At 67.3% G+C, this 19588-nt stretch carries 21 protein-coding genes; 15 read left to right on the top strand and 6 right to left on the bottom strand.

Annotated features, from left to right (window positions below; all coding sequences use genetic code 11):
* Nucleotides 1-28: 28 nt before the first annotated feature.
* A complete protein-coding gene (locus ABL840_RS36165) occupies nucleotides 29-817 on the top strand; it encodes a type III pantothenate kinase (RefSeq protein ID WP_093307295.1) in 789 nt (262 codons plus the stop codon).
* A gap of 10 nt (nucleotides 818-827) precedes the next feature.
* On the opposite strand, the gene ABL840_RS36160 is transcribed toward ABL840_RS36165, so the two are convergent.
* The 3 genes from ABL840_RS36160 to ABL840_RS36150 are packed head-to-tail and all read right to left on the bottom strand — an operon-like array spanning nucleotide 828 to nucleotide 3893.
* Nucleotides 828-2156: a serine hydrolase domain-containing protein gene (locus ABL840_RS36160; protein ID WP_093307294.1), complete on the bottom strand. Its 1329-nt coding sequence runs from the start codon at nucleotides 2154-2156 to the stop codon at nucleotides 828-830.
* Nucleotides 2157-2191: 35 nt separating this feature from the next.
* Nucleotides 2192-3007: a crotonase/enoyl-CoA hydratase family protein gene (locus tag ABL840_RS36155; protein WP_093208455.1), complete on the bottom strand. Its 816-nt coding sequence runs from the start codon at nucleotides 3005-3007 to the stop codon at nucleotides 2192-2194.
* Between the two features lie 37 nt (nucleotides 3008-3044).
* Entirely contained in the window at nucleotides 3045-3893 is an 849-nt protein-coding gene (locus ABL840_RS36150) for a 3-hydroxybutyryl-CoA dehydrogenase (protein ID WP_093208457.1), read from the bottom strand.
* 173 nt (nucleotides 3894-4066) lie between these two features.
* Between ABL840_RS36150 and purT the strand changes: the two genes are divergently transcribed.
* The 10 genes from purT to ABL840_RS36100 all read left to right on the top strand — a co-directional run bounded on the left by purT (nucleotide 4067) and on the right by ABL840_RS36100 (nucleotide 14625).
* Nucleotides 4067-5269: a formate-dependent phosphoribosylglycinamide formyltransferase gene (gene purT, locus ABL840_RS36145; RefSeq protein ID WP_093307293.1), complete on the top strand. Its 1203-nt coding sequence runs from the start codon at nucleotides 4067-4069 to the stop codon at nucleotides 5267-5269.
* A 201-nt stretch (nucleotides 5270-5470) separates the two neighbouring features.
* The gene (locus ABL840_RS36140; RefSeq protein ID WP_093307292.1) at nucleotides 5471-6412 is read left to right on the top strand and encodes an alpha/beta hydrolase; all 942 of its coding nucleotides are present in this window, start codon (nucleotides 5471-5473) and stop codon (nucleotides 6410-6412) included.
* 110 nt (nucleotides 6413-6522) lie between these two features.
* Nucleotides 6523-7353 (top strand): helix-turn-helix domain-containing protein, encoded by an 831-nt coding sequence (locus ABL840_RS36135; RefSeq protein ID WP_093208465.1) that lies wholly within the window; start codon nucleotides 6523-6525, stop codon nucleotides 7351-7353.
* Between the two features lie 18 nt (nucleotides 7354-7371).
* Nucleotides 7372-8247, top strand: coding sequence for a branched-chain amino acid ABC transporter permease (locus tag ABL840_RS36130; RefSeq protein WP_093307291.1), 876 nt, complete (start codon nucleotides 7372-7374; stop codon nucleotides 8245-8247).
* Nucleotides 8248-8254: 7 nt separating this feature from the next.
* Nucleotides 8255-9331 (top strand): branched-chain amino acid ABC transporter permease, encoded by a 1077-nt coding sequence (locus tag ABL840_RS36125; protein WP_093307290.1) that lies wholly within the window; start codon nucleotides 8255-8257, stop codon nucleotides 9329-9331.
* On the top strand, nucleotides 9328-10149 hold the full coding sequence (locus tag ABL840_RS36120; protein ID WP_093208473.1) for an ABC transporter ATP-binding protein: 822 nt from the start codon (nucleotides 9328-9330) through the stop codon (nucleotides 10147-10149). The genes ABL840_RS36125 and ABL840_RS36120 overlap by 4 nt, the downstream gene beginning before the upstream one ends.
* A gap of 169 nt (nucleotides 10150-10318) precedes the next feature.
* Nucleotides 10319-11092 carry an ABC transporter ATP-binding protein gene (locus tag ABL840_RS36115; protein WP_093307289.1) on the top strand — a complete coding sequence of 258 codons (774 nt, stop codon included), beginning with the start codon at nucleotides 10319-10321 and terminating at the stop codon, nucleotides 11090-11092.
* Nucleotides 11093-11097: 5 nt separating this feature from the next.
* On the top strand, nucleotides 11098-12957 hold the full coding sequence (locus ABL840_RS36110) for an AMP-dependent synthetase/ligase (RefSeq protein WP_093307288.1): 1860 nt from the start codon (nucleotides 11098-11100) through the stop codon (nucleotides 12955-12957).
* 34 nt (nucleotides 12958-12991) lie between these two features.
* Nucleotides 12992-14155, top strand: a complete 1164-nt coding sequence (locus ABL840_RS36105) for an ABC transporter substrate-binding protein (protein ID WP_093208479.1) — start codon at nucleotides 12992-12994, stop codon at nucleotides 14153-14155.
* Nucleotides 14156-14163: 8 nt separating this feature from the next.
* On the top strand, nucleotides 14164-14625 hold the full coding sequence (locus ABL840_RS36100) for an EVE domain-containing protein (protein WP_093208482.1): 462 nt from the start codon (nucleotides 14164-14166) through the stop codon (nucleotides 14623-14625).
* A 13-nt stretch (nucleotides 14626-14638) separates the two neighbouring features.
* Here the strand turns inward: ABL840_RS36100 and ABL840_RS36095 are convergent, their stop codons facing one another.
* Nucleotides 14639-15292 carry a MarC family protein gene (locus tag ABL840_RS36095; RefSeq protein ID WP_019657800.1) on the bottom strand — a complete coding sequence of 218 codons (654 nt, stop codon included), beginning with the start codon at nucleotides 15290-15292 and terminating at the stop codon, nucleotides 14639-14641.
* Between the two features lie 3 nt (nucleotides 15293-15295).
* Complete coding sequence (locus ABL840_RS36090) at nucleotides 15296-16042, bottom strand: SDR family oxidoreductase (protein ID WP_093208484.1); 747 nt, start codon at nucleotides 16040-16042, stop codon at nucleotides 15296-15298.
* 73 nt (nucleotides 16043-16115) lie between these two features.
* On the opposite strand from ABL840_RS36090, the gene ABL840_RS36085 reads away from it, so the two are divergent.
* Both ABL840_RS36085 and ABL840_RS36080 read left to right on the top strand, forming a co-directional pair.
* Nucleotides 16116-16718 (top strand): 2-hydroxychromene-2-carboxylate isomerase, encoded by a 603-nt coding sequence (locus tag ABL840_RS36085; protein ID WP_093307362.1) that lies wholly within the window; start codon nucleotides 16116-16118, stop codon nucleotides 16716-16718.
* Between the two features lie 43 nt (nucleotides 16719-16761).
* A complete protein-coding gene (locus ABL840_RS36080) occupies nucleotides 16762-17445 on the top strand; it encodes a dienelactone hydrolase family protein (RefSeq protein ID WP_093307287.1) in 684 nt (227 codons plus the stop codon).
* Between the two features lie 82 nt (nucleotides 17446-17527).
* On the opposite strand, the gene ABL840_RS36075 is transcribed toward ABL840_RS36080, so the two are convergent.
* Entirely contained in the window at nucleotides 17528-18433 is a 906-nt protein-coding gene (locus ABL840_RS36075) for a LysR family transcriptional regulator (RefSeq protein ID WP_093208489.1), read from the bottom strand.
* Nucleotides 18434-18566: 133 nt separating this feature from the next.
* Between ABL840_RS36075 and ABL840_RS36070 the strand changes: the two genes are divergently transcribed.
* Together ABL840_RS36070 and ABL840_RS36065 are read left to right on the top strand one after the other, a co-directional pair.
* Nucleotides 18567-18908, top strand: coding sequence for an alpha/beta hydrolase (locus ABL840_RS36070; protein ID WP_093307286.1), 342 nt, complete (start codon nucleotides 18567-18569; stop codon nucleotides 18906-18908).
* A 221-nt stretch (nucleotides 18909-19129) separates the two neighbouring features.
* Entirely contained in the window at nucleotides 19130-19498 is a 369-nt protein-coding gene (locus ABL840_RS36065) for a DUF4148 domain-containing protein (protein WP_093307285.1), read from the top strand.
* Nucleotides 19499-19588: the final 90 nt, after the last annotated feature.

The following is a 19588-nucleotide window of genomic DNA, read 5'->3' as shown; positions in this document are numbered from 1 at the left end:
TAACCACAAAGTCGCAATAATCCCGCGCATGTCATCCCCCTTCCTCGCCATCGACATCGGCAACACCCGCCTCAAGTGGGCGCTCTACGACTCGGCCCGCCCCGGTGCCGCGTTGCAGGCGCAGGGCGCCGAATTCCTCGACCACATCGAACGGCTGGCAGACGGCCCGTGGGCCGAGTTGCCTTCCCCCGGTTCCATGCTGGGCTGCGTGGTGGCCGGCGACGCGGTGCGCCGCCGCGCCGAGGAGCAGATCGTCGAGCGCTTCGACTGCACGCCGCGCTGGGTGATGTCGAGTGCGGGCGAGGCCGGCATCGTCAACGGCTACGACCATCCCACGCGCCTGGGCGCCGACCGCTTCGTGGCGATGATCGGCGCGCGCCACCGCATGCTGGCTGCCGCGAAGCCGGGGCAGGCGCCGCGGCCGATGGTGGTGGTGCTGATCGGCACGGCCGTGACCGTCGAGGCCATCGATGCCGACGGCAAGTTCCTCGGCGGCCTGATCCTGCCGGGCCACGGCATCATGCTGCGCGCGCTCGAATCGGGCACTGCGGGCCTGCACGTGCCCACCGGCGAGGTGCGCGAATTCCCGACCAACACCAGCGACGCGCTGACCAGCGGCGGCACCTACGCCATCGCCGGCGCGGTGGAGCGCATGGTGCAGCACGTGCGCTCGCACTGCGGCGTGGAGCCGGCCTGCTACATGACCGGCGGCGCGGGCTGGAAGATGGCGCCCGTGATGAACGGGCACTTCGAGCTGGTCGAGAGCCTGATCATGGACGGGCTCCTGGTGATTGCCCGCGAGCGGGCTTCGATATGAGAAGACTCGGTCAGGGGCGCATCAGCGCTTCTGCCATCGCCTGGAAGGCCGGCAGCGTGAGCGGATCGTTCGCGCCGTTGGCCGCCACCGGGTGCGCCGCGTAGCGCACGATCACCATCTCGGCCTTCGGGTCCACGTAGATGCTCTGGCCGTGGATGCCGCGCGCCATGTATGCACCGTGCGGGTTGTGCGACACCCACCACATGTCGCGGTACGACCAGCCCTTGAGCAGCGGGTAGCCGGCCTTCACGAACTTGGCCGGGTCGCCGCCGCGCTGGATGTCTTCCACCACCGCCTTCGGAATGGCCTGCTGCCCGTTGGAGGCACGCCCGCCGTTGCGCATGGTCTCGCCGAAGCGGGCGAGGTCGCGCAGCACGGTGTTCAGGCCGCCGCCGCCCGACTCGGTGCCGATGCGGTCGACCATGAAGTAGGCATCCTGTTCGGCGCCGATGCGGCGCCAGATCTTCTCGCTCAGCAGGTCGGCCAGCGACTGGTTGCTGGCGCGGCGCACGATCCAGGCCAGCACTTCGGCGTTGACGGTCTTGTAGGCGAAGCCTTCGCCGTGCTCGCCTTCCTTCTTCAGCGTGACGAGGAATTCGTAGAACGACTTCGGGCCGGTGTAGTTCGCACCCTGCGTGAGCATGCCGCCGGCGCGGGCGTAGTCCCAGATCTCGGCCTTGGGATCGGCATAGTTTTCCGAATAGCGCACGCCGATGGTCATGTCCATCACCTGGCGCACCGTGGCGTCGCCGTAGGCGCTGTCCTTGAGCTCGGGGATGTACTTGGTGACGGGCGCCGCAGGGTCGAGCTTGCCCTCGTCCGCAAGGATGGCCGCCAGCGTTCCCACGAAGGACTTGGTGACCGACATCGCGATGTGCGGGCGCTCGGGCGTGAGCGCGCCGAAGTACTTCTCGTAGACCACCTTGCCTCGGTGCATCACCAGGATGCCGTCGGTGTAGGTGCCCGAGATCATCTGGGCGAAGTTCAGCGTCTGGTCGCTGCCCAGCGGTTTGAACGTCACGGCTTCGATCTGCACCGGCGAAGTGCCCGAAGGCAGCGGGCTGGCCGCGCCGGCGCCGCGCCACACGTTGGCCGTGGGCACCGTCTCGCGCACGTGCGAGAAGCTCCAGCGCGTGCGCGGAAACACGCCGCCGGCCGGGTTGTCGAAGGTGATGAGCTTGTCGGGCGGGGGCGGGAAGCCCTTCATCCAGCCCATGGCGTCGACCGAAGTGGCCGCGGGGTCGGGCAGCGCGGGAGGCGTGGGCGTCTGTGCGGAAGTGGTGTTCACGGCGAGCAGGGTGAATGCGGCGGCGAGCGCCGTGCGGATGAAAAGAGGCATGTTCGTCGGCTCGTTGTTCTTGGTGGAAGAAGCGGTCAGCGACCGCTGAAGCGCGCCGGACGGCGTTCGATGAAGGAGCGCACGCCCTCGGCGGCGTCCTCGCTGTTCGACAGGCGCTTCTGCGTCTCGATGAATTCCGACACCGCGGCCAGCGGCCCCTGCTCCACGGCCTTGATCACGTTCAGCCGCGTGGCCACCACCGCCAGCGGAGCCTGCGCGGCGATGCGCTGCGCGATGGCCAGCGCCGCGTCGAGCTCCTGGCCGGCGGGCACCACCTTCTGAACGAAGTTGAGGCGGTAGGCCTCGGCGCTGTCGAACTCGTCGGCCGTGAGCAGGTGCAGCATCGCGTTGCCCACGCCCGCGCGCTCGGCCATGCGCAGCGTGGCGCCGCCCGTGGCCATGATGCCGCGCTGCACTTCCATCTGCGAGAAGCGGCAGTTGTCGGCCGCCACCACGATGTCGGCGCCCAGCATCAGCTCGATGCCTACGGTGAAGCAGATGCCCTTGACGGCCACCACCATCGGCTTGGTGCGGCGGCGGTAGTCGGGCAGGCCGAAGTCGTGCGGCTCCACCAGCCCGGCGGGAATCGCCTTCTCGCCGCGCTTCATGTATTCGGTGACCGCCGGCAGGTCGAGGCCCGCCGTGAAGTGGTCGCCGAAGGCATGCAGCACGCCCACGCGCAGGTTCGGATCGTCGTCGAGCCGGGTGTAGGCCTCGGCCAGCTGTTTGAACATCGGCGGCGTCCAGCCGTTGCGCTTGGCGGGGCGGTTGATGCCGATCAGCAGCACGTGGTCGAGCACCTGGGTGTCGATGCAGCCTTCTGCCGGTGGGGTGGTGGGGGTCGCAGTCATCGGTCTTGTCTCCGTGTTGTTGTTATGGCTGCGCGGCTCAGTAGGTGTAGACGCCGCGGCCCGTCTTGCGGCCCAGCTGGCCGGCGGCGACCATTTCCTTCAGGAGCGGGCAGGGGCGGTACTTGGAGTCGCCGAACTGCTCGAGGTAGACCTCCATCACGGCCAGGCACACGTCCAGGCCGATCATGTCGGCCAGCGCCAGCGGGCCGATGGGCTGGTTGCAGCCCAGCTTCATGCCGGCGTCGATGTCTTCCGCCGTGGCGATGCCCTCGGACAGCACGAAGAAGGCCTCGTTGATCATCGGCACCAGGATGCGGTTGACCACGAAGCCCGGGGCGTTCTTCACGGTGATCGGCGACTTGCCCAGGCGCTCGGCCAGTTCCTTCACCGTGTCGTGCGTGGCGTCGCTCGTGAGGTAGCCGCGAATCAGCTCCACCAGCGCCATCATCGGCACCGGATTGAAGAAGTGCATGCCGATGAAGCGGTCGGCGCGCGAGGTGGCCGCGGCCAGCTGGGTGATCGAGATCGACGAGGTGTTCGACGCGATGATGACCTCGGGCGCCAGCATGTCGTCGACCTGCTTCAGGATCTTGAGCTTGAGCGCGTGGTTCTCGGTGGCCGCCTCGATGACCAGCTGGGCGCTCTTCAGGTCTTCGTAGTTCGTCGAGCCCTTGATGAGCGCCAGCGCGGCGGTCTTCTGCTCGGCCGTGAGCTTTTCCTTCTTGATCAGGCGATCGAGGCTGCCCGACACCGTGGCCAGGCCCTTGTCGACCGCTGCCTGGGCGATGTCGACCATCACCACCTTCACGCCGGCCACCGCGCAGGCCTGCGCGATGCCGTTGCCCATCGTTCCGGCGCCGATGATGCCTACAGTCTGGATAGCCATGAGAGAACTCCTTGAGAAAGCGAAAAAAGAATGGGGGAGCGCGGCTGGCGCCGCGGCAGGACATCGATTGTGAAGCAGCCCCGCGGCCCGGCCGTTGCCGTGTGCGACACCGCCGGCCGCCGGTGGCTTACAGTGCTGCGGTTGCTTTTTTCCGCTCTTTTCGACTTCCGACCATGACCACCCTCGGCACCCCCCTTTCCCCCTCCGCAACCCGCGTGATGCTCCTGGGCTCCGGCGAACTCGGCAAGGAGGTGCTGATCGCCCTGCAGCGCCTCGGCGTCGAGACCATCGCCGTCGACCGCTACGAGAACGCCCCCGGCCAGCAGGTGGCGCACCATGCCCGCACCATCACCATGAGCGACCCGGCGCAGCTGAAGGCGCTGATCGAGGCCGAGAAGCCCGCGCTGGTGGTGCCCGAGATCGAGGCCATCGCCACGCCCATGCTGCAGGAGCTGGAAGAAGCCGGCACCGTGCGCGTGATCCCCACGGCTCGCGCCGCCCGCCTGACCATGGACCGCGAGGGCATCCGCCGCCTGGCCGCCGAGACGCTGGGCGTGCCGACCAGCCCCTACAAGTTCTGCGACTCGCTGGCCGAGCTGCAGGCGGCGATCGACGGGGGCATTGGTTACCCCTGCATCGTGAAGCCCGTCATGAGCAGCTCCGGCAAGGGCCAGAGCAAGATCGACGGCCCCGCCGACGTGCAGAAGGCCTGGGACTACGCCATGGCCGGTGGGCGGGTCAGTCATGGCCGCGTGATCGTCGAAGGCTTCATCGACTTCGACTACGAGATCACCCTGCTGACCGTGCGTGCCAAGGACGCGAGCGGCTCCGTGCAGACCCAGTTCTGCGACCCCATCGGCCACGTGCAGGTGAGCGGCGACTACGTGGAAAGCTGGCAGCCGCACCCCATGGCGCCCGCCGCGCTGGCCAAGGCGCAGCAGATCGCGCAGGCCGTCACGGCCGACCTGGGCGGCCAGGGCCTCTTCGGCGTCGAGCTCTTCGTGAAGGGCGACGAGGTCTGGTTCAGCGAAGTCAGCCCGCGCCCGCACGACACCGGCATGGTCACCATGGCCACGCAGTGGCAGAACGAGTTCGAGCTGCATGCGCGCGCCATCCTCGGCCTGCCGGTCGACACCTCGCTCAAGAGCCCGGGCGCCAGCGCGGTGATCTACGGCGGCGTTGACGCCACCGGCATCGCCTTCGACGGCGTGGCCGAGGCGCTGCAGGTGCCCGGTAGCGAAGTGCGCCTGTTCGGCAAGCCCGAGAGCTTCACCAAGCGCCGCATGGGCGTGGCGCTGGTGCACGCCGCCGACACCGAGACCGCCCGCAAGCTGGCCAAGGAAGCCGCCTCGCGCGTGAAGCCCCGCAAGGCTTGATGGGCGCATAGCCAGTTTCCGCAAGCCGCGCCGCAAGGGCGCAGGCATGGTGCTGGGGTGAATCGACATTCAAACGTGGCCGCGTTTGAATGTCGATTCACCCTAGGCTTGCCGGGCCCGGTCGGGTGCGGGTGCGTGCGGATACCGCGCGGCCCCGTTGCCTTCCACACTGGAAGCTCGCAACGATCCACCGGAGACACCATGCTGCATCCCCAGGCGCGCGCCCTGCTGGACTTCATCGAGGCGCGCGGCATTCCGCCGACGCACACCCTGTCGCCCGCCGACGCGCGGGCCTTCTACCGCGAGCGCCGCACCGCCACGCAGCCGCTGCCGCCCGAAGTGGCCGAGGTGCGCGACCTCGCCGCCGACGGGCCGCACGGCACCATCCCGGTGCGCCTGTACCGGCCGGCAGGCTCCGGCGTGGGCCCGCTGCCTGTGCTCGTTTACTACCACGGCGGCGGCTGGGTCATCGGCGACCTCGACACGCACGACGTGCTGTGCCGCGAACTGGCCAACGGCGCGGGCTGCGCGGTGGTCGCGGTCGACTACCGCATGGGCCCGGAGCACCGCTTTCCCGCCGCCGTCGACGACGTGCTGGCCGCCACCCGCTGGGTGCGCCGCGAGGCCGCCGCGCTGGGGCTCGATGCGAACCGCCTGGCCGTGGGCGGCGACAGCGCGGGCGGCAACCTCGCGGCGGTGGTGTCGATCGCGGCGCGCGATGCGGGCGACCTGCCCATCGTCTACCAGCTGCTGATCTACCCGGCCACCGACATGCGGCGCGGCCACGCATCGCACCAGGCCAACGGGCAGGGCTATCTGCTGACGGCGGACACCATCCGCTACTTCCACGACCACTACATCACCGACCCGAAACACGACCTCGACTGGCGCGCCTCGCCGCTGCTGCATCCGGATCTTTCGAAGCTGCCGCCGGCGCTGGTGCTCACCGCCGGCTACGACCCGCTGCGCGACGAAGGCGCCGCGTATGCCGAGGCGCTCACCGCCGCCGGCAACAGCGCCGTCTACGTGTGCTTCGAGCGGCAGATCCACGGCTTCGTGCCCATGGGCAAGGTGCTCGACGAGGCCAACGCGGCGGTCGCGCTGTGCGCCGCCGAGCTGCGCCGGGCCTTCGCCAGAGCCTAGGGAAAGTCCCCGCGCAAATCGATACCGCCCGGGCGGCGCCCGCCGCTACGATCCAGCCAACAAAGACGCCACCACGCAGTGGCAGTCCACCGATGCAGGAGACAAACACCATGCAGCGAACGAGGACGACGCCGCCCGGCCGCGGCGCCGAGAGGCAAGGGGAACGCCTGATGTGGCTCACGCCGCATCGCGTGTTCTACGCCGGCCTGCTCGGTGCCGCCGCCGAGCGCACGATGGGCGGACACGGCGTGTGCGTGTCGCCCGCCGGCGCGCCGCCTATCCGCATCCGCATCGGTGGCGGTGCGTGGCAAAGCGGTGAGCTCATCGTCGTGCCGCCGCATGTGCCGCACCAGGTCGAGAGCGCGCACCCGCTGATCCTCAGCCTGATCATCGAATCTGAATCGGTCGACCCCGCGCGCATGCCGGCGTTCCTGCAGCACTGCGGCCCGGTCGACGCGCCGGCCTTCGTGCAACGCGTGCGCGATGCCCATGCACATCTGCTCGCGGCTTCGGCGCGCGGCACGGACTTCGAGGGCTTCGACTTCGACGCGACGTTCTTCGGCGAAGCGCTCGCGCCGCGCGCGCTCGACCCGCGCATCCGCAAGGTGGCCGAGGCCATCAACGCCGACCCCGCCGCGCCGATGTCGGCCGAGGAGTGCGCGGCCTCGGTGCACCTGTCGTTCTCGCGCTTCCTGCACCTGTTCAAGCAGGAGACCGGCATGGCCTTCCGCGCCTTCAGGGCCTGGAAGCGCGCGCGCAGCCTGCTGCGCTACGTGCGCCAGAGCTGCACGCTGACCGACATCGCGCTCGACACCGGCTATCCCGACTCGACGCACTTCAGCCATTCGATCCGGCAGGTCTACGGCCTCAAGCCCAGCGACATCGTGGCCGGTTCGCGCCGCCTCGCGCTGCATGACGCGGCCGGCGGCTTCCGGCAGTAATCGCGGCAGAGGGCGCCCATGCAGATCCTCCAACTCCTGCTGTCGGGCATCGCGCAAGGTTGCATCTACGGCCTGATCGCGCTGGGCTTCGTGCTCATCTACAAGGCCACAGAGACGGTGAGCTTCGCGCAGGGCGACCTGATGATGCTCGGGGCTTTCGGCGCGTTCGCGGGCATGTCGCTGTTCGGCATGCCGTTCTGGTTCGCGGCCATCCTCGCGGTGGTGGCGATGGCGGCCTTCGGCGTGCTGCTGGAACTGGTGGTGATCCGGCCCATCCTCGGGCAGCCGCAGTTCTCCATCGTGATGCTGACCATCGGCATCGCCTACGTGGCGCGCGGGCTCGTCACCATGGTGCCGGGCATAGGCACCGACACGCACACGCTGGCCGTGCCCTACAAGGACCAGATCTGGAAGCTGGGCGAGCTTGTCGTGAACCTGGAGCAGTTCGTCATCATCGTGGCCACGGCCATCCTGTGCGGCCTGCTGTTCGCGATGTTCCGCTACAGCAAGCTGGGCATCGCGATGCAAGCCTCGTCGCAGAACCAGCTCGCGGCCTACTACATGGGCATTCCGGTGAAGCGGCTCAACGGGCTGGTGTGGGGCCTCGCGGCAGCGGTGGCGGCCATCGCGGGCATGCTGCTCGCGCCCATCACCTTCGTGCACGCCAACATGGGCTTCATCGGGCTCAAGGCCTTTCCGGCTGCTGTGGTGGGCGGCTTCGGCAGCCTGCCGGGGGCGATCGTCGGCGGGCTGGTGATCGGCATCGTCGAATCGTTCGCGGGCTTCTACCTGCCCGACGGGTTCAAGGACACGGCGCCGTACATCGTGGTGCTGCTGATGTTGATGATCAAGCCGAACGGCCTGTTCGGCGAAAAGCTGCGCAAGAAGGTGTAAGTCTCGTATGCGCTTCATCTTCAAGACAAGCTACGACCAGGACGTCCGCCTCGCCAAGCACGGCGGGCACGTGTTCTGGTACGGCCTGCTGGTGGCCTTCCTGCTGGCGGCGCCGTGGATCATCGACGAGTACTGGCTCGCTCAGCTGACCTTCGTGCTGATCTACGGCATCGTCGGGCTGGGGCTGATGCTGCTGGCAGGCTTCACGGGGCAGTTCTCCATCGGGCATGCGGCCTTCCTCGGCGCGGGGGCGTACACGCAGGGCGTGCTGACGAATCTTGGCGTGCCGTTTCCGATCGCGTTGATTGCGGCGGCTGCGTTGTCGGCGGCCGTCGGCGTGGTGGTCGCGTTGCCGGCGCTGCGCGTGAAGGGCATCTACCTCGGCATCGCGACGCTGTCGTTCGGCTTCATCGTCGAGGAAGTGTTCGCGCGCTGGGAGAGCATGACGGGCGGCAACGCCGGGCTGCACGTGAAGTCGCCGCAGCTCTTCGGCTGGTCGCTGGGCTCGGGCGAGGGCTTCTACTTTCTTTGCCTCGTGGTGGCGGTGCTCGCGACGCTGGGCATCCTGAACCTGCTGCGGTCGCCGACGGGGCGGGCCTTCGTCGCCATCCGCGATTCGGAGATCTCGGCGCAGAGCATGGGCATCCATCTCGCGCGCTACAAGACGATGTCGTTCGCGATCTCGGCCGCGCTGGCGGGGATGGGCGGGGCGCTGTATGCGCACAAGCTGAGCTTCATCTCGCCGGACCAGTTCAGCATCCTGCAGTCGATCGACCTGCTGCTGATGGTGGTGATCGGCGGGCTGGGCTCGGTGCACGGAGCGTTCCTGGGCGCGATCTTCCTGATCGCGATGCCGCAGCTGATTTCCATCGGCAAGGACTGGCTGCCGGCGGCCATCGGGCAGGCGCCGGGGCTGCAGGGGCTCGTGTACGGCCTGGTGCTGATCGCGTTCGTGCTGTTCGAGCCGCTGGGCCTGTACGGCCGCTGGCTGAAGATCCGCACCTGGCTGCAACTCTTCCCGTTCTACCGCAAGGGCCTGTTCAAGCGGCAGAAGTCCTTCACCAAATCGGACCGACTGAGATGAGCAGCGGCGACATCCTTCTTTCCGCACGGGATCTGAGCGTTCGCTTCGGCGGCGTGCTCGCGGTCAACAAGGTGAGCTTCGACGTGCGCCGCGGCGAAGTGTTCACGCTCATCGGCCCGAACGGCGCTGGCAAGACGACGGTGTTCAACCTGATCAGCCGCATCTACACGCCGACCACGGGCACGATCGAGTGGCATGGCGAAGCGGGCGGGCCGATCGCGCTGACGCAGCAGGCACCGCATTCGATCGCGGCCCTGGGCATCGCGCGCACCTTCCAGAACATCGAGCTGTTCGAGCATGCGACGGTGCTGCACAACCTGCTGATCGGCCGGCACACGCATCGGCAGACGGGCTTCTGGAGCGAGGTGTTCTTCACGCCCGCCACGCGACGCGCGGAGATCGCGGCGCGCGAGAAGGCGGAGCAGGTGATCGAGCTGCTCGATCTTCAGCACCATCGCGATTCGATGGTGGCTGGGCTGCCCTACGGCGTTCGCAAGGTGGTGGAGCTGGCGCGGGCTCTGTGCACCGAGCCGAAGCTGCTGCTGCTCGACGAGCCTTCGTCCGGCCTCAACGTGGAGGAGACGGCCGACATGGCCTTCTGGATCCAGGACATCCAGCACGAGCTGGGCGTGTCGGTGCTGATGGTCGAGCACGACATGTCGCTCGTCTCCAAGGTATCGGACCGGGTGCTCGCGATGAACCAGGGCGAGGTGCTGGCGACCGGTTCTCCCGGAGAGGTGCAGGCCGACCCTCGCGTCATCGAGGCCTACCTCGGGACCGTGGACGACGTGAGCAGCCTGAGGAGGGTGGCGGCATGAGTGCTTCGTTCGCTACCTCTTCGGGAGCGCCCGGCATGCGGTACGGCGCGGTCGCCCCCACTATGCCGGCCGCTTCGCGGCTCCCCTGCGGTGCTCGCGTTTCGGCGGCACAGAGGGGGCGACCGCACCGCACCGCATGCCGGGCCTGGCTGGGTGTTGGAGGACGGATATGAGCGACGCAGTCCTCCAGCTCATGAACGTCGAGAGCGCCTACGGCCCCATCAAGGCCATCAGGGGCGTGAGCCTGCGGGTGAGGCAGGGCGAGATCGTGACCGTGCTCGGCTCCAACGGCGCGGGCAAGACGACCATTCTCAAGACCATCTCCGGGATCATCGACCCGCGCAAGGGCAGCATCGAGTTCCAGGGCAAGGACATCACCGCCAAGGACCCGGCCTTCATCGTGCAGCAGGGACTGAGCCACGTGCCCGAGGGGCGCGAGGTGTTCCCGCTGCTGTCGGTGAAGGACAACCTGCTGATGGGCGCCTACACCCGCAAGGACCGCGACGGCGTGGCGCGCGACATCGAGACGGTCTACGGCTACTTCCCGATCCTGCGCGAGCGGGCCGCGCAGGACGCGGGGCTTCTTTCGGGCGGTCAGCAGCAGATGCTGGCGATCTCGCGCGCGATCATGGCGGCGCCGCATCTGATCCTGTTGGACGAGCCCAGCCTCGGCCTGAGCCCGAAGCTGACGAAGGAGATCTTCGAGATCGTGGTGCGCATCAACCGCGAGCGCGGCACCACGATCCTGCTGGTGGAGCAGAACGCCAACATGGCGCTCAACGCGGCCGACCACGGCTACGTGCTGGAGAACGGCCGCATCGTGATGGAAGACTCCTGCGAACGCCTGAGGGAGAAGGAAGACATCAAGGAGTTCTACCTCGGCATGAAGGACGACGGCGTGCGCGGCGAGCGGCGCTGGAAAAAGAAGAAGACCTGGAGGTAGCAGCCATGCAGCAAGGACTCTGGGACCTGAACACCTTCGAACCCGGGCGCGACATCGTCGTGCCCGGCGAGACCATCCCCGCCATGTTCTGGAACGCCGTGAAGCAGCGCGGCGACAACATCTGGATGCGGCAGAAGAAACTGGGCATCTGGCGCAGCTGGAGCTGGCACCAGACGGCCGACGCGGTGCGCGAGATCGCGGCGGGGCTGCAGGCCATCGGCTTCGCGCCGGGCGAGTGCGCGTCGATCCTGTCGAACACCGTCATCGAATGGGTGCTCGCCGACCTCGCGGTGCTCAGCTGCGGCGGCGTGTCCAACGGCATCTATCCGACCGACGCGGCTTCGCAGGTGCACTACCTCTGCGAGGACTCGCGCACCACCGTGCTCTTCGTGGAGGACGACGAACAGCTCGACAAGGCGCTCGAGGTGCGCGCCGGCCTGCCGGGGCTGCGCCGCGTGATCGTGTTCGACATGGAAGGCCTGCGCGAGCTCGACGACGCGGGCGTGATGAGCCTCGACGCGCTGCGCGCCCTTGGCCGCGAGCGCCTGGCGGCCGACCCGCAAACGGTGGAGCGCACGGTCGCGGCCTGCCGTCCGGAAGACCTGGCCATCCTCGTCTACACATCGGGCACCACCGGCAAGCCCAAGGGTGCGATGCACAGCCATGCGGGGCTCGTGTACACCGCGCGCGGCTACAACACGCTCGTGGCGCAGGACGACAAGGACGAGCGCATGTGCTTCCTGCCGCTGTGCCACATCGCCGAGCGCATGGGCGGCGAGTACTTCGCGATGTACACCGGCTCCATCCTCAACTTCGTCGAGAACCCGGAGACGGTGCCCGAGAACGTGCGCGAGATCGCACCCACCGTGTTCACCGCGGTGCCGCGCGTGTGGGAGAAGTTCTATTCGGGCGTGATGATCGCGCTGAAGGAAGCGAGCCCGCTGCAGCAGGCGGCCTACAAGTGGAGCATCGGCGTGGGCGGGCAGATCGCCGACCGCGTGCTGGCGGGCGAGGCCGTGGGCACGGGGTTGAAGCTCAAGTTCAGGCTGGCGCGCGCGCTCGCGCTGGACAACGCGCGCAAGCTCATCGGCATCCACCGTTCGCGCTTCCTGGTGACGGGCGCGGCGCCCATTTCGCCCGAGCTGGTGAAGTGGTACCTGGCGCTGGGCGTGCCGATGCTGGAGGTGTGGGGCATGACGGAGTCGTGCGGTGCTTCCACCGCCGTGCCGGCCGCGCGAATCAAGCCGGGATCCATCGGGCCAGCCACCAGCTACAACGAGGTGCGCATCGACCCCGCCACCGGCGAGATCCTGGTGCGCGGCCCCAATGTCTTCATGGGTTACCTCAACCTGCCGGAGAAGACGGCGGAGACCATCGACGCCGACGGCTGGCTGCACACCGGCGACGTGGGCGTGATGGACGAGGACGGGTATTTCCGCATCACCGACCGGATGAAAGACATCATCATCACGGCGGGTGGGAAGAACGTGACGCCGAGTGAGCTGGAGAACGAGCTCAAGTTCAGCCTCTACATCACCGATGCCGTGGTCATCGGCGACAGGAAGCCCTACCTCACGGTGATCGTCATGATCGACCAGGAGAACGTCGAGAAGTTTGCGCAGGACAACGACGTGCCGTTCAGCAACTACGAGAGCCTGACGCGCGCCAAGGAAGTGCAGGATTTGATCCAGGGCGAGATCGATCGCGTCAACGCCAAGTTCGCTCGCGTCGAGCAGATCAAGAAGTTCTTTCTGCTCGAGACGCAGCTCAGCGCGGAGGACGAGGAGCTCACGCCCACGATGAAGCTCAAGCGCAAGCTGGTGCAGGCCAAGTACGCCGAGCGCATAGAAGCCATGTATCGGTGATTCGTTTTTTTCGTCAACCCGAGGAGACAACCGCATGAAGCTCAAGACACTGACGACGCTGGCCGTGCTGGGACTGATCGCGACGTTCGCGTCGGCGCAGCAGCAGGGCGTGACCAAGGACGAGATCCGCATCGGCACCATCCAGGATTTGTCGGGTCCGCTCGCGGGCTTCGGCAAGCAGGCGCGCAACGGCATGCAGCTGCGCGTGGACGAACTCAACGAGCAGGGCAACCTCAACGGACGCAAGCTCAAGCTGTTCGTGGAGGACTCGGGCTACGACCCTAAGAAGGCCGTGCTGGCGGCGCAGAAGCTGGTGAACCAGGAAAAGATCTTCATCATGGCCGGCCACATCGGCACGGCGCAGAACATGGCGGCGATGCCGGTGCAGTTCGACAAGAACATCGTCAACTACATGCCCATCACGGCGGCGCGCGAAATGTACGAGCCGCTGAACCGGCTGAAGTATTCGTTCGCGGCCACCTACTACGACCAGATCAGGCTGGCGCTGCCGAAGATGATCAAGGACAAGGGCGCCAAGAAGGTCTGCACCATCTACCAGGACGACGAGTTCGGCCTGGAGGTGCAGCGCGGCGCCGAGGCGGGCCTGAAGGCCGCGGGCATGGAGCTGGCCGAGAAGACTTCGTTCAAGCGCGGTGCCACCGACTTCAGCTCGCAGGTCGCGAAGATGAAGGCCGCCAATTGCGACCTCGTGGTGCTCGGCACCATCATCCGCGAGACCATCGGCACCGTGGGCGAGGCGCGCAAGACCGGCTTCAACCCGACCTTCCTGGGCTCGAGCGCGGCCTACACCGACCTCATCCACAAGCTCGGCGGCAAGGCGATGGACGGTGTCTACGCCACCATGACGGTGCAGAACCCCTACACCGACGAACAGTCGCAGCCGCTGCGCTTCTGGGCCAACAAGTACAAGACCAAGTTCAACGAGGACCCGACCGTGTTCTCGGTGTACGGCTACGTGATCATCGACTCGTTCATCAAGGCCGCGACCAAGGCCGGCCCGAACCTCACGACCGACAGCTTCATCAAGGCCATGGACAGCATGACCTTCGAGCCCGACATGTTCGGCAGCCCGAAGAGCAGCTACACGGCCACGAAGCGCCTGGGGAACGACCAGTCCCGTTTGTCGCAGATCAAGGACGGGAAATGGGTCGTCGTGTCTGACTATGTGACACCATAACGGGCACCATGCCCAATTACTGGTTGATGAAATCCGAGCCCGACGAGGTCTCGATCGACGATGCGCTCGCCGCGCCCGACGCCACCGTGGCGTGGACCGGCGTGCGCAACTATCAGGCACGCAACTTCATGCGCGACGGCATGAAGGTCGGCGACGGCGTGCTGTTCTATCACTCGAGCTGCCCGGAGCCGGGCATCGCCGGCATCGCGCGGGTGGCCTCGGGCATCAAGCCCGATCCGACGCAGTTCGACGCGAAGTCGCCCTACTACGACGCGGCCTCGAAGAAGGACGATCCGCGCTGGCTGCTGGTAGACGTGCAGGCGCTGCGCAAGACGCGCCTGCTGGCGCTGCCCGAGCTGCGCGCGAAGCCCGAGCTGGCCGATCTGGTGGTGCTGCGCAAGGGCAACCGGCTGTCGATCACGCCGGTCGAACCCGCGCACTGGAAGGTCATCGAGAAGATGCTGGCCTGAACTGCCCGGCCTTTCAGCCGAGCTTGTTCAGTATGGGGAACAGCTTGCCGAGCCCGTCGGCCATCACCTCGACCGCCAGCGCGGCGAGGATCAGCCCCATCAGCCGCGTCATGATGTTGATGCCGGTCTTGCCCAGCACGCGCGCGATCGGCTGCGCGAGCGAGAAGGCCAGGGCGGTGGCCAGCGCCACCACCACGCCGTAGCCGACCAGGATCGCGAGCTCCCACAGGTGCTGCGCCTTGTCGGCGTAGATCACCACCGTGGAGATGGTGGCCGGCCCGGTGAGCAGCGGAATGGTGAGCGGCACCACCGCGATCGACGCGCCCATCGACGCTTTCACCTCGGTGGCGCGAAGCTCTTCCACGTTGGTCTTGCTCTCGGCCGGCTTCGCGTTGAGCATCGACAGCGAACTCATGAGCAGCAGCAGACCGCCGCCGACCTGGAAGCTCGCGATGGAAATGCCGAAGAAGGACAGCAGCTGCAGCCCCAGCAGCGCGCTGACGGCGATGACCACGAAGGCGCTGAAGGCCGACATGCGCACCGTGTGGCGGCGCTGCGCGTCGCTGTAGCCCTGCGTGTAGTGGATGAAGAAGGGCACGATGGCCAGCGGATTCACGATGGCCACCAGCGTCACCAGCGGCTTGATCAGGTCCATCGAGGTGCTCATGGGTCAGCGGCCTCCGGTGACGTCGAGCAGGGCGGTGGTGGTGTAGCTGGCCTCGGGCGAGAGCAGCCACATGATGGCGCCGGCGATCTCCTCTGCGGTGCCGGTGCGCTTCATGGGCACGGTGGGCGCGAGTTCGAAGGCGCGGTCGGGCAGGCCGCCGGAGGCGTGGATCTCGGTGTCGATCAGGCCGGGGCGCACCGCGTTGACGCGGATGCCTTCCTCGGCCACTTCCTTGGCCAGGCCGATGGTGAAAGTGTCGATGGCGCCCTTGCTGGCGGCGTAGTCGACGTACTGGCCCGGCGATCCCAGCCGCGCGGCGCCGCTGGAGATGTTGACGATGGCGCCGCCCGAGCCGCCGTAGCGGGTGCTCATGCGCCGCACGGCCTCGCGCGCGCAGACGAAGCTGCCGATCACGTTGATGCGGAACATGCGCTCCAGCCGTGCCACGCTCATTTCGTCGACGCGCGCCGTCACGTCGACCACGCCGGCGTTGTTGACCAGGGCCGTGAGGCGGCCGAACCGGGCGTCGACCTTGCGGAACATGGCCGTGACCTGCGCCTCGTCGCCCACGTCGGCCTGCACGGCCATGGCGTTGCCGCCGCCGTCGCGGATGGTGCGCACCACCTCGTCGGCGGCCAGCGAGTTGGTGGCGTAGTTGACGGCCACCGCGTAGCCGCGGCTGGCCGCGAGCAGGGCGGTGGCGGCGCCGATGCCGCGGCCGCCGCCCGTGATCAATAGCACCTGGTCCAAAACCTACCTCCTGCAGAGAAACTGCGTGTCAGTTAAAACGGCCGGCTTGGATTACATCACCGGGGGCATGCGCATGAGCACCAAGACGATCGACTATTACTTTGCGCCACAGAGCCCGTGGACCTATCTGGGGCATTCCCGCTTTGCGGCGATTGCCGCGGCCGCCGGCGCCACGGTGCGCGTGCGGCCCATCGACATGGGCAGCGTGTTTCCGGTGTCCGGCGGGCTGCCGCTGGGCAAGCGCGCGCCGCAGCGCCAGGCCTACCGGCTGGTCGACCTGGCGCGCTGCTCGAGCCATCTGGGCCTGCCGCTGAACGTCAAGCCGAAGTTCTTTCCCGTGGCCAGCGACGACGCGGCCCGGATCATCATCGCGGTCGACATGCACGACGGCACCGAGGCCGCGATGCGCATGTGCGCGGCGGTGTTCCAGGCCGTGTGGGTGCAGGAGCGCAACATCGGCGACCCGAAGGTGCTCGACTCGCTGGTGATCGAATGCGGGCTGTCGCCCAAGCGCGGCGAGCAGTCGCAGAGCCAGGCAGTGCAGGAGCGCTACGAGGCCTACACGCAGGAAGCCATCGACACGCAGGTGTTCGGCGCGCCGAGCTACGTGATCGACGGCGAAATCTTCTGGGGGCAGGACCGCCTCGACTTCGTCGAGCGGGCGCTGCGCCCGTAAACCCGGCATCTATTCATCTATTTGCCATTCAGGAGCAAGACACATGGGTCAATTCATCGATCTCAAGGCCAAGGACGGCCTCACCTTTCCCGCCTACGTGGCCGAGCCCGCGGGCAAGCCGCGCGGTGCCGTCGTCGTGGTGCAGGAAATCTTCGGTGTGAACTCGCACATCCGCTCGGTGGCCGACGGCTATGCGGCCGAAGGCTACCTGGCCGTGGCGCCGTCGACCTTCCAGCGCGTCAAGCCGGGCGTGGAACTGGGCTACTCGGAAGACGACATGAAGAACGGCTTCGGCCTGAAGACGGCGGTCGAGGCGCTGCCGGCGCCGGGCGTGCTGCAGGACATCGAGGCTGCCATCGCCTATGCCTCGAAGGCCGGCAAGGTGGGCATCGTCGGCTACTGCTGGGGCGGCCTGCTGACGTGGCGCGCTGCTGCGCTGCTGCCCGGCCTGTCCGCGGCGGCGCCCTATTACGGCGGCGGCATGACCTCGCCGGAAGAAACGGCGCGCCAGCCCAAGGTGCCGGTGCTCGCGCACTTCGGCAACCAGGACCACTGGATTCCGCTGGACTCCGTCGAGGCCTTCAAGAAGGTGCATCCGGAAGTGGAAGTGCACGTGTACCCGGTGGGCCACGGCTTCAACTGCGACCAGCGCGGCTCGTACGACGCCGAGGCCGCCAGGCTGGCGCGCGAGCGCACGCTGGCGTTCTTCGCGAAGCACGTCGGCTGACGCTTCTCGGCAAGCAGAAGAAAAGCCCGGCATGCCGGGCTTTTTTCATGGCGCCTGTCTTTGCTGTCTCTACTGTCTCTATCTACTTCCGCTTGAGGCCGGGGCCTTCGCCCACGCGCGTCTGCAGGAAGTCGAGCAGCGCCCGCAGCGCGGCGCTGTTGTGCCGCCGCTGGAGGTACGCGGCCGAGAGCCACATGTCCTTGCGCGTGTAGTCCTGCAGCACCGGCACCAGTTCGCCATGCTCGATGTGCGACTGCACCAGGATCGACGGCAGGTAGATCACGCCGAATCCGCGCATCGCGACGCGGATCAGCGGCGCGCCCTCGGTGCAGTCCATGCGGCTCTTGACGTGCACGTCCAGGGGCTGGCCGTCGTCGTCGAAGCGCCATACCGGCTGCGCGCCAAGCAGGGAGTGGGTGAGGGCGTCGTGCGCGGCCAAGTCGCGCGGATGCTCGGGCTTGCCGTGCTTCTTCCAGTAGATGGGCGAGGCGCAGACCACCATTTCCATGCGCCGGAGCTTGCGCACGATGAGGTTGGCGTCTTCCACCGGTCCGCTGCGGATGTCGACGTCGATGCCTTCTTCCGCGAGGTCGACCGTGCGGTTCGTCAGCTGCAGGCTGATGCTCACGTCCGGGTAGTAGCGCATGAAGTCGGCCAGCAGGTTGGGGAACTCGCCGTTGCCCATGCCGTGCGGCGCCGAGATCCGCAGCCGCCCGCCGGGCTGGCTGGCGCGCTCCTGCAGCTCGGCCTGGGTGAGCTCGACCATCTCCAGCACCGGCGTGCTGCGCTCCAGCAGCAGCTGGCCGGCGTCGGTGAGGCTCACGGAGCGCGTGGAACGATTGAGAAGACGCACGCCGAAGCGGGTTTCCAGCTCGGCCACATACTTGCTGACGGTGGCCTTCGACATGTCCAGCCTCTTGGCTGCCTGGGAGAAGCTGCCGTGCGAGGCGACTTCCCGGAAGGTTCTGATCAGATCGAGGCTGTCCATGGGGATGGGTCCATTGTTTCCGTTTTGGGAACGCGATGGTTCGATTCTCCCGGGTTTTTCCTAGCCGGCTTGGGCGACACTTCGGTTACACGCCAGCGTCGCCAGCCCGGCCGGGCCGCTGGAAGGAACTGAAATGAAGACCTCGAACCTCATTACTGCTGCCGTCCTGTCGCTGCTTGCCGCCTCCGGCGCGCAGGCGCAGGGCGCGCAACAGGGCTTCGAGCCGGTGCAGCCGCTCAAGGCCGTCACCAGCCGGACCGACGTGGTGGCCGGCGCGGATGCGGCGGCGCGCGAAGGCAATGTCTACGGCGACGTCGTGGCGGCGCCCCTGGTTTCGCGGCCGAGTTCGCGCGATCGGGCTTCGGTCCGTGCCGAGGCGGTGTCCGCGGCCCACGCGCCGAACCAGAACCTGGATCGCCGCGCCTTCGTCAACAGCGAAGTGCCGTCGCAGTTCCAGGCAGCGCCCCGGCCATAGGCCGGAAGTCCTCTCCTCTCGAAAAGACCGGGCCGGTGCGAATCGGCCCGGTTTTTTGCTTTGCATGCCTTGATGTCGGCATTGTTTCAATAGAGGAAACACGGTGTCTCTGAACCGAGTGTTCCGGCAGCGCCGTTCGCCCGGAAACTCGCCGCACAGGCAAGCCAACCAGCAAGCCTGGTGGACGAACCATCCGAACACCCTCCCTAGGAGAACTGAATATGAAGACCTCGCAAATCCTCGCCGCTGCTGCCCTGACCCTGCTGGCCGTTACCGGCGCTCAAGCTGAAACGTACCAAGGCGTGAACACCGCCGTCTCGACCAAGAGCCGCGACGAAGTCAACGCCGAAGCCGTGCGCACCGCATCGGCTCCCAACCAGAACGTGACCCGCGGTTCGCGCGGCCCGGAAACGGTCGCCGTGTCGAAGGACCGTTCGATCGTCGAAGCCGAAGCCGTTCGCACCGCCTACGCTCCCGACCAGAACGTGACCAGCGGTTCGCGCGTGAACAGCAAGGTCATCTCGACCATGCCCCACCCGATGGACGCTCGCGTTCAGGCCCAGCAAGGTTCGGGCGCCGTTGCCAAGTAATCGAAGCAATTGAAGCGGTCCTCCGGGACTGCCGAAATGCAAAAGGGCCACGCGAAAGCGTGGCCCTTTTTCTTTGGCGCGGAGGCTGTT

The sequence above is a fragment of the Variovorax sp. NFACC27 genome (assembly GCF_048301545.1).
Lineage (GTDB): Bacteria > Pseudomonadota > Gammaproteobacteria > Burkholderiales > Burkholderiaceae_C > Variovorax > Variovorax gossypii.
This window is presented reverse-complemented; position numbering and strand designations above follow the sequence as displayed.

What these genes read in the sequence shown, in the direction of transcription:
- ABL840_RS36165 (WP_093307295.1), top strand. Translation starts at nt 29, where the DNA reads ATGTCATCCCCCTTCCTCGCCATCGACATCGGCAACACCCGCCTCAAG.
- ABL840_RS36160 (WP_093307294.1), bottom strand. Translation starts at nt 2,156, where the DNA reads ATGCCTCTTTTCATCCGCACGGCGCTCGCCGCCGCATTCACCCTGCTC.
- ABL840_RS36155 (WP_093208455.1), bottom strand. Translation starts at nt 3,007, where the DNA reads ATGACTGCGACCCCCACCACCCCACCGGCAGAAGGCTGCATCGACACC.
- ABL840_RS36150 (WP_093208457.1), bottom strand. Translation starts at nt 3,893, where the DNA reads ATGGCTATCCAGACTGTAGGCATCATCGGCGCCGGAACGATGGGCAAC.
- purT (WP_093307293.1), top strand. Translation starts at nt 4,067, where the DNA reads ATGACCACCCTCGGCACCCCCCTTTCCCCCTCCGCAACCCGCGTGATG.
- ABL840_RS36140 (WP_093307292.1), top strand. Translation starts at nt 5,471, where the DNA reads ATGCTGCATCCCCAGGCGCGCGCCCTGCTGGACTTCATCGAGGCGCGC.
- ABL840_RS36135 (WP_093208465.1), top strand. Translation starts at nt 6,523, where the DNA reads ATGCAGCGAACGAGGACGACGCCGCCCGGCCGCGGCGCCGAGAGGCAA.
- ABL840_RS36130 (WP_093307291.1), top strand. Translation starts at nt 7,372, where the DNA reads ATGCAGATCCTCCAACTCCTGCTGTCGGGCATCGCGCAAGGTTGCATC.
- ABL840_RS36125 (WP_093307290.1), top strand. Translation starts at nt 8,255, where the DNA reads ATGCGCTTCATCTTCAAGACAAGCTACGACCAGGACGTCCGCCTCGCC.
- ABL840_RS36120 (WP_093208473.1), top strand. Translation starts at nt 9,328, where the DNA reads ATGAGCAGCGGCGACATCCTTCTTTCCGCACGGGATCTGAGCGTTCGC.
- ABL840_RS36115 (WP_093307289.1), top strand. Translation starts at nt 10,319, where the DNA reads ATGAGCGACGCAGTCCTCCAGCTCATGAACGTCGAGAGCGCCTACGGC.
- ABL840_RS36110 (WP_093307288.1), top strand. Translation starts at nt 11,098, where the DNA reads ATGCAGCAAGGACTCTGGGACCTGAACACCTTCGAACCCGGGCGCGAC.
- ABL840_RS36105 (WP_093208479.1), top strand. Translation starts at nt 12,992, where the DNA reads ATGAAGCTCAAGACACTGACGACGCTGGCCGTGCTGGGACTGATCGCG.
- ABL840_RS36100 (WP_093208482.1), top strand. Translation starts at nt 14,164, where the DNA reads ATGCCCAATTACTGGTTGATGAAATCCGAGCCCGACGAGGTCTCGATC.
- ABL840_RS36095 (WP_019657800.1), bottom strand. Translation starts at nt 15,292, where the DNA reads ATGAGCACCTCGATGGACCTGATCAAGCCGCTGGTGACGCTGGTGGCC.
- ABL840_RS36085 (WP_093307362.1), top strand. Translation starts at nt 16,116, where the DNA reads ATGAGCACCAAGACGATCGACTATTACTTTGCGCCACAGAGCCCGTGG.
- ABL840_RS36080 (WP_093307287.1), top strand. Translation starts at nt 16,762, where the DNA reads ATGGGTCAATTCATCGATCTCAAGGCCAAGGACGGCCTCACCTTTCCC.
- ABL840_RS36075 (WP_093208489.1), bottom strand. Translation starts at nt 18,433, where the DNA reads ATGGACAGCCTCGATCTGATCAGAACCTTCCGGGAAGTCGCCTCGCAC.
- ABL840_RS36070 (WP_093307286.1), top strand. Translation starts at nt 18,567, where the DNA reads ATGAAGACCTCGAACCTCATTACTGCTGCCGTCCTGTCGCTGCTTGCC.
- ABL840_RS36065 (WP_093307285.1), top strand. Translation starts at nt 19,130, where the DNA reads ATGAAGACCTCGCAAATCCTCGCCGCTGCTGCCCTGACCCTGCTGGCC.